This is a genomic window from Rhizobium oryzihabitans, from assembly GCF_010669145.1.
In the GTDB taxonomy this organism is placed as follows: domain Bacteria; phylum Pseudomonadota; class Alphaproteobacteria; order Rhizobiales; family Rhizobiaceae; genus Agrobacterium; species Agrobacterium oryzihabitans.
This window is the reverse complement of the sequence record NZ_CP048637.1, coordinates 302,919-317,115: the sequence shown is the minus strand read 5'-3', so window position 1 is coordinate 317,115 and position 14,197 is coordinate 302,919. Positions and strand designations below refer to the sequence as shown.

The window sequence follows — 14,197 nt, the reverse complement described above, 5'->3', positions numbered from 1 at the left end:
AAGCGATCCCGAAGGCTGAATTGTCTTTTTGTCCGCATCTTGGCGTCCCTACACGAAAGTGGTGAATCTGTCCGACATTTGAGAACATATGGTGATCACGCAGCGAGGATGGAGGTTTCCCGCCGCAGCGGCCTGAGATCGGGGCTGTCCGTCGGGGTCCAGATGTAATCTCCGGTCAGACTGATATGCTGCCAACCGAGCGGGGTGATATGTTTGATCACATCAGGAGGCGTGGCGATGCCTTCACGATTGAGCTGGGCGAAAGTCGGTTCGAGATAGAGCGTATTCCAGTAGACGATGGCATTGATGAGTAGGTTCAGTCCGGACGCCCCGTAGAACTGGCTCTCGAAGGTCCTGTCCCGCAGTTCTCCGAGGCGATTGAAGAACAGCGCGCGGGCCAGGGTGTTCTGCGCTTCGCTCTTGTTGAGGCCGGCGGTAGCGTTCCGGCGCATTTCTGGGTTCTGCCACCATTGCGGCAGGAAGATGGATCTGTTGATGCGTCCGATATCGCGAAGTGCGAGCGCCAGTCCGTTTTGACGCGGAAAGGCGGACAGCTTCGCCAGCAAGGTCGAAGGCCGGACCTGGCCGGAACGGATCGTCGTGACGAGGCGGAGGATATCGTTCCAATTTGCCTTGATCCGCTCGATGTTGATGGGCTCGCCAACGAGCGATGCAAGATTTTCGGGCGGCGTATCGCCCGGGAAGAGATAAAGCTTGCGATCCTTGAGGCCGCGCAGCCGAGGTACAAGCTGGAAACCAACAAAGTGGCAAAGCGCAAAACTTATGTCGCTGACCCCGCCGGTATCGACATAGTGCGTTTCGATGGCGAGATCGCTGCCGTGATAGAGCAGTCCGTCGAGAACATAGATGGCCTCGCTCGCATTGGCGTTCATGGCGATGATGTGGAAAGCGCCGTACTGGTCAGACGTAAAGCGGTAAAATTTGGCGCCGGGGTTGGGGCCGTACCGCGCGTTGAGATCGCCAATCGCCTCGGCATGGCCTCCCGCCGGAAAATATTGTCCGTCTGAGGATGATGTTGTTCCATCGCCCCACAGCTTCGCGAGAGGCAATTGCTTCTGGGCGTTGACGAGGATGGCGTGAGCGGCGTTGTAGCCTTCCTCGCGAATGTGCCAGTCATGCGCCCAGGCGAGTTGACGCATCGTCAACCCGGGTGAAACATCGGCCATTCTCGTCAGGCCAAGATTGATACCGTCCGCCAGGATTGCGGTGAGCAAAGCGAGCTTGTCGTCGGCCCACCGACCGGTGCGTAGATGTGTGAAAGCGTTGGAAAATCCCGTGCGAGCATCCACCTCGAGCAAAAGATCGGTGATGCGGATTGCGGGCAAACGGCTTTCCACTTGTCGCTTCAGCGACTTGGCGATGTCTGGAAACATCGCCTTGTGCGGCGTGACACTGAATCCAGCCTCGGTCAGTTCGACATCATCGAGTTCGCCGACGGCTGCAAGACGGGAGAGGTCAGCCAATCCCTCATTCATAATCTTGCGCTGCTGGCTGAGATAGGTTTCCACGTCGGTATCGACGGCGACCGGAAGTGGACCTTCCTCGCGCATCAGCTCAAATGTCGGCGTGGGAATGAGAAAGCTTTCGAATGACTGGAAGCGCTTCGCCCCCTCCACCCAGACATCACCCGCATCAAGCCGGCGCTTCAACTCGCTAAACAGGCAGAGTTCGTAAGCCCGGCGATCAATCTTGCCATCCTGAAGGAGGAGCGGCATCCAGCCTTTCGGTGCGAAGGATGTGGGAGCGTTGTCCGGTATAGCCCGTTTCCCTGTGCGGTAGAGATCGGCAATCACGGAGAGCGCGCGCAAGAGATTCGCCGCCACGGCGTGCCCGCGGAACACGAGGGTCGAGAGGAATTGCGGCGCAAGTTTCCGGATCGTCGGATAGCGCTGGAGCATTTCGATTTTACCGTCGATGATATCCGGCGCGATCAGCGTGTCGACCGCCTCGACACTGGCGGCAAAGGCTGGCCATTGAACGACCTGTTCGAGCGCCTTGGCGATATCCTCGCCTTTCTCCTTGGCCTTGATGATCGCATGGCAAACTTTCGAAACGTCCTTCAGTGGCTTCTGCACCTCCCGCACGGAGCGGGTGACGCGGGCGGCCGCCTGACTGTCGGCCCGCCGCGTCAACATACCCATGAGTTTCTTGAACATGTCGATGGCGCCGTCGGTCAGGTGGCGGGAAAGATACAGCACCGTCGCCGCCAGCACGGCATGCCGGCGTTCGGGGTTGAGGTCGCGCAGATGTTGGGCACTCATTCGCATCCCCTCCGCGGCGAATTCATCAAAGACCTTGGCCGGAATGCGCTCCATCAGCGTCGCCGGCAGGTTTAGGGACCGAAGGAAGCGAATTCGCTCGGCTATTCTGTCAAGGTTGGCGGCGGCTGGTGATAATGCTGGTGTCCTCGCCCAGGCGAGAATGGTGACGCTCGTCCCCTCACGCGGGTCGAGAAGTTTGTCCAGGTCGAGCTTTTGGCCCTCCGACAATCCGCCCGCCAGCGCCCGGTGGGCTATGCGAATCCCGCGCCGGATTGCCAAATGAAGGATGGCTTCAAGGGCTTGGCGCGCAGGCAGAAGAATGCGGCGACGGCGCAATTCCTCCACCACCATATCCGCCAATGCATCGGCTTGGCGCAGGCTTTGCGCGGCAGGCGTCAGCCAGCCGGTAAGCGCTTTCACGTCCGCGGGCGCAAAAGGACGCATCTTCATCCTGTCGAAAAGCAGGGCGAGATGCTCGCGCCGGGTCTGCGGGCGCTCGAAATAACGATCGATCTCGCGGTGATCGACGCCAATCTGCAGTGCCAGAAACCGCAAAACGCCAAACGGCAAGACCTCGCCATCCGCAAGCGGCCGGCCGGGATAACGCAGCAAGGCTATGACACAGGCAAGGCCCAGCCTGTTCGAGGCCTTGTTCTGCCGCATGATCAGGTCGAGATCCGGCCGGTCCAGCGTGTAATGTTTGGCGATCTCCCTTTCGTCCTGCGGGATGGTTGTCGCCTGTTGCCACCATATCTCGCTCAGCAATGCTCTTCTGGCCATTGTCTCGGCTTCCAGTTTCGTTGCGGAAACCGCAGCGAACTGGAAAACACATGTCCGACAAACGACCGTTTCGCGGCATCCACAGTTTTTGTCCGCAAACCTTGTTCTTGAACGGCAAATCGGACATTGTCCGAGTTCAACGAGAAAACGGACAAACCACGTCTCATGACCTCTATCGGCTATGCAAGGGTCTCCACTGGCGACCAGGACACTGCCCTGCAACTCGACGCTTTGCGCAAAGCAGGCTGTGAAAGACTGTTCGAGGATAAGGCATCCGGCGTGAAGACTGACCGGCCCGGATTGGCCGAGGCGATCCGCTACGTTCGCGACGGCGACACGCTCATAGTCTGGAAGCTCGACCGCCTCGGTAGGTCGATGAAGCACCTCATCGAGATCATCACAGAACTGGAGGCCAAAGGCGTCGGCTTCCGATCCATCACCGAAAACATCGACACCACGACATCGGGCGGTCGACTGGTTTTCCACCTGTTCGGGGCGCTGGCACAGTTCGAGCGCGATCTGATCAGGGAACGAACACGCGCCGGCCTACAAGCCGCAGGGGAACGCGGTCGACGCGGTGGTCGACAAGTCGTCGTAACCCCGGAGAAACTTGCCAAAGCCCGCCAGCATCTGGCGGCCGGTTTGAACGTCCGGGAAGCTGCGGCCCGCGTGAAAATCGGGAAAACCGCCCTCTACGAAGCTCTCAGGGCCGAAAAAACAACGACATCTACGGTTAAACCGACCTGAGTTCAGGATACGTTCTCAAAAGTCGGACAGATTCACTACTTTCGTGTTGTGACGCCGGCCAGCGTACTCGCAGGCATATAAAAGCGAAGCGATAACGCCCCAATTTCAAGCTGCACCGCTTTCGCGGATGCTGATGTTGATTATCAAGAATTTGGCTAATCGGGACTGACCATTATCTAATTGCCCTCTTTAGGTCGGTTTTTCAGCGGACGCTGAAAGCATTACCAACCTCTTTCCTGAGCGTGAAAATTCCACTGTCGGAATTGCGAGTGGGGTGGACGCGGTTTGTCAGGAGCGTCCATGCGCGATCGTTTTCAAAATCAATCCATAATCCAGTCCCGGTAAAGCCTGTATGGCCTATAACGCTCTTGTTGCAAAAGTTCCCCCGGACCATCCGTCGTGATATCTTTCCCAACCATGCGTACGCGTAAGGGAAAGAGGTTGCCGCATCCAACCCGTCGCACGATCTCCTTTATGGTCTGCAACTAAAACACGGCCTGCATAACCAAGCACCGCATCCACGGTCCCGAATAGTCCCGCGTGTCCAGCCCCTTGCAACGCAAAACAGTTCTCATCGTGAACCTCACCGCAAATTAGTCGCCCACGCCAAGCGCAGTATTCCGTTGCAGCGGTCAATTCGGGATCACTAGAAAACGCAAATCCAGGCCCGGCGTGCATCTCGCGGATGCGCTTACCCGTCAATCGCTCAAGCGCAATACCAAGCAGGATGAAATTTATGTCCGAGTAGGTAGGATTTACGGGCTTCCATTCATTTTGAAGCACAAATGCGCGAAGGCGATCTGGGTCATTGCTACGTCTGTAAATTGGTTCGACCGCTGGGAAAGGCGTCAAGTGACCAAGGCATTGGCGAAAAGTAAGCGCACGCTCCCAACAGTCTGGCGAGCCGTCGCGGAGATCGGTTATAATCGTGCTAATGGGAGCATCAAGATCAATTAAGTGCGCAGCAGCAAGCTGCAAAATCTGATGGGTGGTAAAGATTACTTTTGTGAGTGAGGCGAGATCAAACCACGTTTCAGTTGTCATAATCCGCTCCCCACCCATTCTCTGTGCAAGGCCAACCGCTTTTTTTAGCTGGTTACCTTGGCGATCAACCATTCCAAGCACAGCACCAGGGATGCGACCTTCACGGACGCTTGTATCAACGAGCTCGAAGGCAGACTTAAAAGCGCAAGAGTGTTGATTTACGTTAAGCACAATCGATCCGGACGTGTGGATTGGTTTAGTTTATAGGTTTCTAACGCAGTCGAGTGGCTCGCAAGTCTCGAAGAAATATCCGAAACTTTGATGAGTGTTAGTTTTTTTAGAACTTATGTTCCGCGATTGCCTTACGTAGGAAGCCCTGATGACGAATTAGAGAAGCTTCTGCCTCCCGTAACTGAAGGCCAGTCAAGATCATCAAAATCGCTGCTTTGACGTTATTCTCGCTTTTAGAAAGATAAGTTTCCGCAACATCGGCAGAACATCCCGTTGCTTCGGCGATAATGCGAATCGCGCGCGCCTGAAGTTTCTGGTTGCTGATCGTAAGATCTACCATGAGATTTTCATACGTCTTGCCGATACGGATCATGCTCGCCGTTGTCAGCATGTTCAGCACCAGCTTCTGAGCAGTGCCGGACTTCAGGCGCGTCGAGCCCGTGACAACTTCAGGTCCTACGACTGGGGAGATCGCGATATCAGCTATGTCAGCCAGAGTTGAATGGGCGTTACATGTGAGCGAAATTGTCTTTGCCCCGATGGATTTAGCGTAAGTCAAGGCGCCGACAACATAGGGTGTTCTACCACTAACTGCGATACCAACGACGGCATCTTTCGACGAGAGGTCAATTGCTTTAAGATCACGCTTACCCTCCTCGCTATCATCCTCCGCACCCTCTACAGCATGAAGAATGGCCTTGGGACCGCCAGCGATCAGGCCTACCACCAGACCCTCCGGCACGGAGAAAGTGGGCGGACATTCCGAGGCATCCAGCACCCCCAATCTCGCACTCGTTCCAGCGCCGATGTAGATCAGGCGACCGCCCTCACGAAAGGCGTTGACGATCTCCTCCACTGCTTCGGCGATCTGTGGAATTACACGCGCCACGGCTTCAGGTACCAACGCATCCTCGCGGTTCATGATCTTGAGGATGTCTTCTGTGGGGAGAAGATCAATGGACATGGAGGTAGGATTACGAGCTTCTGAAACCAGTTGCTCTAGTTCCGCCATCAGGTGCTGGTGCGACATCGATCCTCGCTCGTTATTTTTTATACGCTACGATTGAATATTCCCTGTGTCAATAAAATTAGGAATATATTATTCCATACGAAAGATTGCCAAGCTAGGTCGCGTTTCGATCAGTTCAAGGTTTTAATCTGCGTGCGAGAATTATTGAGCCGGCAACGGCATCTCCATCAGCTGGCTTGAGCCGTCGGCGCACGTCAGGAGCAAGCCAAGGCTCCAGCGGGCCGGCAAGGCCACCGAGAAGCGTCACTAATGGCGCACCGTATTCCAGCAATCGACGCACCAAGGCGTCTATCTGCTCGGCTCCCGACTGGACGATCTGTCGAGCGACGGAATCGCCTTGATCTGCGTGGCGCAGCACCAGTGGCGCAAAGGTGGCGTAGTCCGTTGCAGTTGCTTTGTCCATCCATCCCACAACGTTCGCGGGGTTGTGATCAAAGCGGTGAAGCACCTCATGCAAAAGCGCCGTCTTTTCACGCCGCCCATCGTAGGCTCGCAGCGAAAACCGAATCGCTTTCAAGCCAAGATCGGCACCGCTTCCTTCGTCCGAAATCGGGAATCCATAACCGCCTGCACGGACCTCATGCCCGCCCACCATCGCAAGTCCAATTGATCCTGTGCCGGCAATGACGATACCCCCATCATGGCCGGAATGCGCGCCAAGGCAGGCCGCCGCTCCATCAGAAGTGAAGCAGATACTGCCGAATGGGTGTGGCAGGGCTTCAAGTTCTTCGCGTGATCCAATCCGGGTGAGGCCAGCGATGCCGATCCCGGCCATTACATTAACGGCTTCGGAAGAATTTATGCCAGCCTCTTCAGCCGCGCATGTCCACGCTCGCATGACCGAGGCCCAGGCATTTCCAACACCAAGCCGGGTTGTCGCTGGACCGGAAAGCCCTTGTCCCAGAACGTTGCCTGCCTCATCGACAAGTCGCGCGCGGCAGCCCGTGCCCCCACCATCAACGCCAAGAAAGAGCTTTTTTTTGCTTCTAACTTTTTTCATGTGGAAATCCGCGAGATATTTGCACCGCACTGGGATAGCTTGCGATCAAGCTGCTCGTAGCCGCGATCCAGATGGTAGACGCGCTTGATAACTGTCTCACCTTTTGCCGCCAAAGCGGCCAGCACGAGGCAGACGGACGCCCGCAAATCTGTCGCCATCACTGGCGCCCCCTTTAGCAACGGTCGCCCGCGAACAAGAGCTACGGCGCCGTTAAGAGCAATATCGGCTCCGAGCCGGGATAGTTCCGGCACATGCATGAAACGGTTTTCAAAGATCGTTTCACGGATAACGCTCGCTCCATCTGCGAGGCAGGCCATCGCCATCAACTGCGCCTGAAGATCAGTCGGAAAGCCGGGATAGGGTTCTGTGGTGATATCGGCATGCTTTATCTGGTTGCAACCGTTCACCACAACACCGCGATCGCCTGGCCATACGGTTGCTCCCATGCACTCCAGAACTTGCAGAACGGACGCCATGTGCTCCATTCGCGCGTTAACAAGTTCAATGCGTCCGCCGGTTATCATTGCGGCGCAGGCATAGGTTCCCGCTTCCACCCGGTCAGGAATGGCATGGTGGCTTGCGGCCCGCCAGTTCGTTGCGCCGTTAACAAGCACACGATGCGTGCCGGCTCCCTCGATTTCGGCACCCATGGCCGTTAGGCAGCCGACGAGATCGACCACTTCCGGCTCGCGAGCGGCGTTGAGAATTTCTGTTTCACCTTGCGCGCAGCAGGCAGCCATCAAGGCCGTTTCCGTTGCACCTACAGATGGACCGGCGAGCACGATGCGAGCACCTTTGAGCTTGCTGCCGTTGGAGGCAACGATATAACCCCCTTCGACAGACACCGTGGCGCCCAGCGCGGTGAGAACCTTGAGATGCATATCGACCGGACGCGCGCCTATAGCGCAGCCACCAGGCAGGGAAACACAGGCAGACCCGAATCGCGTTAGAAGGGGGGCGAGCACGAGGATCGAGGCACGCATCTTGCGGACCGTGTCATAATCGACTTCTCCTGGCGTCAGGCTGGAGGCGTTAATCCTGGTCCCCGTCGCGTCCTGCTCGATCCCTGCACCGTAAAGCGATATGATCCCCAGCATGTTTTCGACATCAGAGACTTTCGGCAAGTTCGTCAGCTCAAGTGAATGAGTAGAAAGGAGTGCCGCAGCGATTTGCGGCAACGCTGCGTTCTTGGCGCCGGAAATTGGAACAGCGCCATCTAGCCTATTACCGCCAATAATATGAAGTTCATCCATGGGAGGCCTTCCGGGTCAGAACTGCGCTTGCAGGATTCGGGGATGGCCAATCATAAGATAGGCGCTATAATATTCCAGATAATTTTCATTTTTTGAATATCTTATTCCGCAGAGAGGGATTATGTCCGTTTTGAAGGTAATTCAAGCGAAGCTGGATTCGATGACCGATGCCGAACGCCAGATCGGTCAGTTCATCATTGAGGATCCTGACCGGATGGTTCAACTTTCCTCGGCGGAACTAGCTGGTGCCACAGGTCGCAGCCAATCGAGCGTGGTCAAGTTCTCCCAGAAGATCGGGTATGAGGGCTATCAGCAACTAAAACTAGCGGTAACGAAAGCCAAGGCACAGGAATGGCGTGTGCCGTCCGGTATGATCCACGGCACAATCGAGGCTGGCGACAACTACGTCACAATCCAGCAAAAGCTGGTGGCGAGCAAGGTTTCAGCCATGCAGCAGACCATGCAGGTGAATTCGGAGGAAGCTGTGAAGCGGGCTGTTGCCGCTTTGGTCAGGGCACGGCGTATACATCTTGCTGGTATTGGCGCTTCTTCCCTCGTTGCGAGAGACTTCTCGTATAAGTTGTTGAAACTTGGTCTTATGGTGCTCATGGACCGGGATCCCCATGTGCAGATGGCCAACGCCGCCTCGCTGCGGGAAAGCGACGTTCTCTTTGCCATCTCGCAAGCTGGCAGCAACAACGAAACGATCCGGCTGGCTGAACTTGCCCGAAAATGCGGAGCAAAAGTCATCACGCTGACTGGTCTGCAGGGCAGTCGGCTGGGCCGGCTTGCTGACATCTCGCTTTACACGGTGGCAGATGAGGAGCGCGTTCGTTCATCAGCCATAACCTCACGCGATGCGCAGCTTGCCATCTGCGATCTCTTGTTCCTACTGCTGATAGCGAAGCTTCCAGGCGCGAACGAAGCCATTCACGCCAGCGAAGCAGCGGTCTCCATACTCAAATCATGAACAGCATCGCTATTTGATAGCGCCTGCCGTCATGCCGTTGATGAACTGCCGTGAAAGAGCGATATAGAGGACGATGATAGGGAGCGCCGATAGTGTAAGTCCTGAGAAGAGAACGCCCCAGTCGGTCCCGAATTCACCCATGAAGGTGGTAAGCCCCTGTGGTAGGGTCTTCAGATTGTTGTTCTGGATGAAGATCAGCGGGAAGAAGAAGTCGTTCCAGATCGGCACTACATTCTGGATGGCAGCGATCACCATGGCTGGCCGGACCAGCGGCAACATGATCGACCACATGATCCGAGCTTCATTCGCACCATCCATTCGAGCGGCGTCCTCAAGTTCATTCGGCAAACTGCGAATGAAGCCAGTCATAATGAAGACGGTGGTCGGCAGGCCGGTTGCCACATAGATGAAGATCAGCGACAGCCGCGAATCGATCAAACCAAAATCTCGCATCTGGATGAAGAGCGGAATGATGGCGAGCTTCAAAGGGAGGGTCAGCCCCGCGAGGAAGAAGAGCAGTATGAGGCCAGATCCGCGAAATTCGTACCGCGCTATGGCATATGCCGCCATGGTTCCGAGAATGAGGATCAGGGCGATCGACGCGCTCGTGACGATCAGCGAGTTTCCCATGTAGAGCATGAAGTCCGTTTCGTTCCACACTCTCAAGATGCTGTTCACATTGGTGAAGTCTGGAATAGAAAAGGGGGACTGAAAAATCTGCGCATTCGTCTTGAAGGCGGAAAATACCATGATCGCGATCGGCGCCAGCATAACAATGCTGTTGCCAATCAACAGGATCTGGATGAGACCATCCCAGCCGAAGGTCCGGAATGTGCTGCTATCGGAAGCATTTTTCACAGCTGAATCTCCCGCTTGCGCAGCTTGATAGTTATAAAGCTGGAAACCACCGCGATGAAGAGGAAAATCAGCACAGCCAGCGCACTACCGGGGCCGAAGTTTTCCGCCGACGCCGACATGCTGCCGAACGCGGTGCGGTAGAAATATAGGCCCAGAACATCCGTTGCGCCATGTGGCGAACCATCGACGCCTGCCATAATGAAGGGCATCTCAAACCAGTTGAACGCGCCGACGAAGAGAAGTGTGAAGACAACCGTTGCCGAAGGAGCAACCAGCGGCCAGACAATTTTGCTCATTTTGACCCATTCGCTCTCAGTCTCCATGCGCACTGCATCTAGAATTTCCGAGGGGATGCGCTGCATCCCAGCGAGAAAAACCAGCGTAGGGAAACCCACCATGTGCCACGCATTGGCGACGACAATAGCGGTGAGTGCAGTGGAATCCTGCCCGAGCCACGGTTGCGCCAACGACTCAAGGCCCACTGCACGAAGCGTAGCGTTCACCACACCGAAAAGCGGGTGGTAGAAAAGCTTCCACAGCAGGCCCACAATGACGGTAGACAATACGACCGGAAGAAAGACGGCGATACGGTGAAAACGCGCGCCCCAAAGTTCGCGCCAGAGGCAATAGGCGAGAATGAAACCAAGGCCATTTTGCAGAACCATAAGTGCGAAGAAAACGAATATATTGTGCTTGAATGCGTTGATGGTGCGCTCTGAGAAGGGATATTCAAACAGCACCCGTTGGAAATTGGCCAACCAGACGAATTCGCCTCGCGCCAGCCCGCGCCACTCGTAAAAGGCATATGCAAAGGCCGACATGATAGGGTATACGAGAAACAGGCACATAAAGGCGATGGGCGGCACGAGAAGCGCTGCAATCCATAATCTTCGACCAGTTAACTGGCTTGAAATCATCGAGACGATCCTCGCGGGATTAAATAGGTGGGCCGCCTATAGCTCGACGGCCCACTGCAACATTACTTCTTGAACGGTGCGTACCAGGCGGCAAGGCCGTCGGTCATCGACTTGCCGACATCGGCTGGTGTCGCCTGACCATTCAGCAGCTTGGAGACGCCCGCCTGAATGAGCGTGGAGCCGGTCGGCTCTCCGTAACGGAAGTTCACTAGTGTCATATAGGCGATGGAGTTCGTGTTGAGTTCCGCCACTTTGGCCAAAAGCTCGCTGTCAAAGGTAACCCCAGGAACTGCGGACACGTTGCTCAAGCGGTTGGCGAACGGCTGTGCGAATTCCTTGCTGGCCGCATAGTTCACGAATTTCAGCGCCGCAGCTTCATCCTTCGGCTTGGCATTGGCGCCAAAACCGGAATCGAAGAACAAGCCGACAAGCTTCTCGTCTTCTGCCTTCAGACCAGGAGCGGCAAACACGCCCATCTTTAGTGCCGGGTTCTGCTTGACAAAATTGGCAAGCTCGAAAGAACCGCCTGCAAACATGCCTGCCATCTCAGAGGTAAAGAGTTGTTGAGCAGAGGCGTAATCAAGACCAACGAAACCTTCCGGGAAGTACTTGGAGATTTCCTTGAGCTTCGTCAGCGCCTCAATATAGCGTTTGTCGTTGAAGTCCGTCTTGCCTGCCATCAGGTCTGCATAGAAGGCTTTTCCCATGATGGACGAGGTCAAAGCCGAAACGATTGTTTCATTCTGCCATCCAGTTGCAGTTCCGTTGGCAAAAGGCATGATGCCGGCTGCCTTCAGCGTTTCGCAAGCGGCTATCAATTCGTCCCAGCTCCTCGGCTCGGAGATGCCGTTCTTCTGGAATATCTCCGTATTGTAGATCACCAGCATGGTCTGGCTGGCTGCGGGAACAGCATAGAGCGTCTTGTCTGAGCGCATGGTGCTGGAGGCAAGAGCGGGTTCTGAGAAACCCTTGATGGCAGGCACCTTCTTGTCATCAAGCGGCATCAGGTAGCCGGCTCCCGCAAGACTCTCAATGCCGCCATAGGTGCGGGTCATCATCAAATCCGGACCCTTGCCGCCAGCAAGCGCAGTGGAAAGCACTGTATTGTAGCTCGTCGCCTCGAAAGCCTCAAACCTGATGGTAATGTCAGGGTTAGCCTTGGTGAAATCGTCGAAGAATTTTTCATATTCGGCTTTATCTTCTTGGCGCCAAGTCCAAAATGTCAGCTCGGTCGCAAACGTCGCGGTTGCAGACATTAGGGATGAGCAGGCGATAGCCGCTCCCAAAATAAGTTTTTTCATATGTTCCTCTCTCCTTTTTTATTGACTATGGTTCGACCACTTAGACGGCAAGTCGCTCAGAGGTTTCACGGCTGAAGAAGTGAAGCCGGTCCGGCGCGACGCTCACTCTGACCGGGGTGCCCGATACAAACTGGGTGTCAGGCGTGCAGCGAATGGAGACCGGCGCGGCATCTCCCATCCGCACATAAACATAAGCGCTGTCTCCAAGATATTCGGTGTAGACGACCTCGGCGGAGAAGCCGTCGCCGTGCAGATCAGACGAGATGTTCATGCCGTCGGGACGAACACCCAAAAGCAGTTCGCGATCACGCGCGGAAGGAAGCCGCGAGAGGTTGATCTCACCAACGCCTGGCGCGACCAATCGGTCTCCTTCGCGCTCGACGCTCAGCATGGCCATGCGCGGCGAGCCGATGAAGTTTGCAACGAAAGTATTGGCGGGTGTCTCATAAAGCTCGCGCGGCGAACCAAACTGCTCGATCCGCCCACCGTTCATAACCACGATCCTGTCTGCGAGCGTCATAGCTTCAACCTGATCGTGAGTTACATAGATCGTCGTGCCGCCGATTTCCCGGTGAAGACGCGCAATCTCCAGCCGTACCTCTGAGCGCAGTGCCGCATCGAGGTTGGAGAGCGGCTCGTCGAGAAGCAAAAGCTGCGGCTTTCGCACAAGCGCTCGACCAATTGCCACGCGCTGACGCTGTCCGCCCGAAAGTTCCCGTGGCTTACGCTCCAGAAGAGCCTCTAGCCGTAGCATGTGTGTGGCTTCCTGAATTCGTGCTTCCACCTCGGCTTTGCCAAGACCCATGAGACGCGCACCGAAGGCCATATTTTCATAGACATTCATATGAGGGTAGAGCGCATAGGACTGGAACACCATAGCGATGCCGCGACGGGATGGTGCCAACTCGTTCATCCGCTGGCCGTTCAGCAGAAATTCGCCATCGCTGATCGGATCAAGGCCCGCGATCAGGCGTAACAATGTCGACTTTCCGCAGCCAGACGGGCCGACGAAGACGATGAGTTCGCGGTCGTTCACATCAAGGTCTACGCCATGGAGAACCTCGATAGCTTTGAAACGCTTCTTGATGCCGCGCAATGACAATCGAGCCAAATCTTTAACTCCGTCTGTAATCTAAGATCGCTGGCGTGCAGTTGGTTTCCGCATCAGCGCTTTTTCAATGGTTGCAATCGTGTCTGCGGCGCTGATGTGGTGGATGCTGTTCCACCCCAATCGGCGTGCAGTTTGAATGTTTTCCAGCGTATCGTCGACAAAGATGATCCGCTCTGGTGGCACCTTCTCGTGTTGCTGGACCGCTCGGTAGATGTCTTCCTCGGGCTTCTCCATACCCATCTCGTGTGAGAGGTAACAGGTATCGAAGAAGTCCGGACCTAGCATATGTTCGTAAATATGCTTCCAATGAAGCGCATGGGTATTGGAAAGACAGACGATACGGTAAGCGGATTTAAGGCTGCGTACAAAACTTGCCATTTCTTCCAAGACATCGGCCAGCAATGCCGTTTCCGCCTGTATGACCTGCTCGGTACTAAGGCCGTAGATAGGTTTAACGCTATGAAGATAATCCTCTTCGCTGATGCGCCCGAGACGGAACTGCATGTTGGCTTCAAGAAGGAAGGCGTCGGGAATGGCATTCGCCTGCCAGAGGCCACCGGCTTCAAGCGCAGCACGCCTTTTGCCGATATCCAGCGAAATGAACACCCCTCCCACATCAAGGACGAAAAGCTGATCGTCGTTGTGTCGCGTTTGCCCAATCATCCACTGCTCTCCTCAAGCCGCGTTGAGAAGGACCTCTCGCATCCTTCCGTAGACACACACTCTGACAAAT

Annotated in this window: 11 protein-coding genes and 1 pseudogene; 2 read left to right on the top strand and 10 right to left on the bottom strand. The window is 55.6% G+C overall.

All coding sequences use genetic code 11. The features are described 5' to 3' along the window. Positions 1 to 95: 95 nt before the first annotated feature. Positions 96 to 3,062 (bottom strand): Tn3 family transposase, encoded by a 2,967-nt coding sequence (locus G3A56_RS27175; protein WP_125271469.1) that lies wholly within the window; start codon positions 3,060 to 3,062, stop codon positions 96 to 98. Between the two features lie 165 nt (positions 3,063 to 3,227). On the opposite strand from G3A56_RS27175, the gene G3A56_RS27170 reads away from it, so the two are divergent. Continuing rightward, positions 3,228 to 3,809 (top strand): recombinase family protein, encoded by a 582-nt coding sequence (locus tag G3A56_RS27170; protein WP_125271468.1) that lies wholly within the window; start codon positions 3,228 to 3,230, stop codon positions 3,807 to 3,809. A gap of 202 nt (positions 3,810 to 4,011) precedes the next feature. Here G3A56_RS27170 and G3A56_RS27165 read toward each other — a convergent pair. The 4 genes and pseudogenes from G3A56_RS27165 to murA all read right to left on the bottom strand — a co-directional run bounded on the left by G3A56_RS27165 (position 4,012) and on the right by murA (position 8,307). Beyond that, positions 4,012 to 5,024, bottom strand: a pseudogene (locus G3A56_RS27165) (serine hydrolase domain-containing protein). Between the two features lie 106 nt (positions 5,025 to 5,130). Next, a complete protein-coding gene (murQ, locus tag G3A56_RS27160; RefSeq protein WP_125271681.1) occupies positions 5,131 to 6,054 on the bottom strand; it encodes an N-acetylmuramic acid 6-phosphate etherase in 924 nt (307 codons plus the stop codon). 115 nt (positions 6,055 to 6,169) lie between these two features. Then, positions 6,170 to 7,054 carry a glucosamine kinase nucleotide-binding domain-containing protein gene (locus tag G3A56_RS27155; protein ID WP_125271682.1) on the bottom strand — a complete coding sequence of 295 codons (885 nt, stop codon included), beginning with the start codon at positions 7,052 to 7,054 and terminating at the stop codon, positions 6,170 to 6,172. Continuing rightward, entirely contained in the window at positions 7,051 to 8,307 is a 1,257-nt protein-coding gene (gene murA / locus G3A56_RS27150) for a UDP-N-acetylglucosamine 1-carboxyvinyltransferase (RefSeq protein ID WP_125271683.1), read from the bottom strand. Before murA ends, G3A56_RS27155 begins: the two co-directional genes overlap by 4 nt. 121 nt (positions 8,308 to 8,428) lie before the next feature. Here murA and G3A56_RS27145 point away from each other — a divergent pair, with 121 nt between their 5' ends. Continuing rightward, on the top strand, positions 8,429 to 9,277 hold the full coding sequence (locus G3A56_RS27145; RefSeq protein WP_125271684.1) for a MurR/RpiR family transcriptional regulator: 849 nt from the start codon (positions 8,429 to 8,431) through the stop codon (positions 9,275 to 9,277). Positions 9,278 to 9,286: 9 nt separating this feature from the next. Here the strand turns inward: G3A56_RS27145 and G3A56_RS27140 are convergent, their stop codons facing one another. From G3A56_RS27140 to G3A56_RS27120, 5 genes are all read right to left on the bottom strand, one after another. Then, positions 9,287 to 10,135 carry a carbohydrate ABC transporter permease gene (locus tag G3A56_RS27140; protein WP_246231466.1) on the bottom strand — a complete coding sequence of 283 codons (849 nt, stop codon included), beginning with the start codon at positions 10,133 to 10,135 and terminating at the stop codon, positions 9,287 to 9,289. Further along, entirely contained in the window at positions 10,132 to 11,052 is a 921-nt protein-coding gene (locus G3A56_RS27135) for a carbohydrate ABC transporter permease (RefSeq protein WP_125271685.1), read from the bottom strand. Before G3A56_RS27135 ends, G3A56_RS27140 begins: the two co-directional genes overlap by 4 nt. A gap of 62 nt (positions 11,053 to 11,114) precedes the next feature. After that, positions 11,115 to 12,353, bottom strand: coding sequence for an extracellular solute-binding protein (locus G3A56_RS27130; RefSeq protein WP_125271686.1), 1,239 nt, complete (start codon positions 12,351 to 12,353; stop codon positions 11,115 to 11,117). A 40-nt stretch (positions 12,354 to 12,393) separates the two neighbouring features. Then, entirely contained in the window at positions 12,394 to 13,464 is a 1,071-nt protein-coding gene (locus G3A56_RS27125; protein ID WP_125271687.1) for an ABC transporter ATP-binding protein, read from the bottom strand. A gap of 21 nt (positions 13,465 to 13,485) precedes the next feature. Next, positions 13,486 to 14,127: an HAD family hydrolase gene (locus tag G3A56_RS27120; RefSeq protein ID WP_125271688.1), complete on the bottom strand. Its 642-nt coding sequence runs from the start codon at positions 14,125 to 14,127 to the stop codon at positions 13,486 to 13,488. Between the last annotated feature and the right edge of the window lie 70 nt (positions 14,128 to 14,197).

What these genes read in the sequence shown, in the direction of transcription:
- G3A56_RS27145 (WP_125271684.1), top strand. Translation starts at nt 8,429, where the DNA reads ATGTCCGTTTTGAAGGTAATTCAAGCGAAGCTGGATTCGATGACCGAT.
- murA (WP_125271683.1), bottom strand. Translation starts at nt 8,307, where the DNA reads ATGGATGAACTTCATATTATTGGCGGTAATAGGCTAGATGGCGCTGTT.
- G3A56_RS27155 (WP_125271682.1), bottom strand. Translation starts at nt 7,054, where the DNA reads ATGAAAAAAGTTAGAAGCAAAAAAAAGCTCTTTCTTGGCGTTGATGGT.
- G3A56_RS27175 (WP_125271469.1), bottom strand. Translation starts at nt 3,062, where the DNA reads ATGGCCAGAAGAGCATTGCTGAGCGAGATATGGTGGCAACAGGCGACA.
- G3A56_RS27135 (WP_125271685.1), bottom strand. Translation starts at nt 11,052, where the DNA reads ATGATTTCAAGCCAGTTAACTGGTCGAAGATTATGGATTGCAGCGCTT.
- G3A56_RS27130 (WP_125271686.1), bottom strand. Translation starts at nt 12,353, where the DNA reads ATGAAAAAACTTATTTTGGGAGCGGCTATCGCCTGCTCATCCCTAATG.
- G3A56_RS27120 (WP_125271688.1), bottom strand. Translation starts at nt 14,127, where the DNA reads ATGATTGGGCAAACGCGACACAACGACGATCAGCTTTTCGTCCTTGAT.
- G3A56_RS27170 (WP_125271468.1), top strand. Translation starts at nt 3,228, where the DNA reads ATGACCTCTATCGGCTATGCAAGGGTCTCCACTGGCGACCAGGACACT.
- murQ (WP_125271681.1), bottom strand. Translation starts at nt 6,054, where the DNA reads ATGTCGCACCAGCACCTGATGGCGGAACTAGAGCAACTGGTTTCAGAA.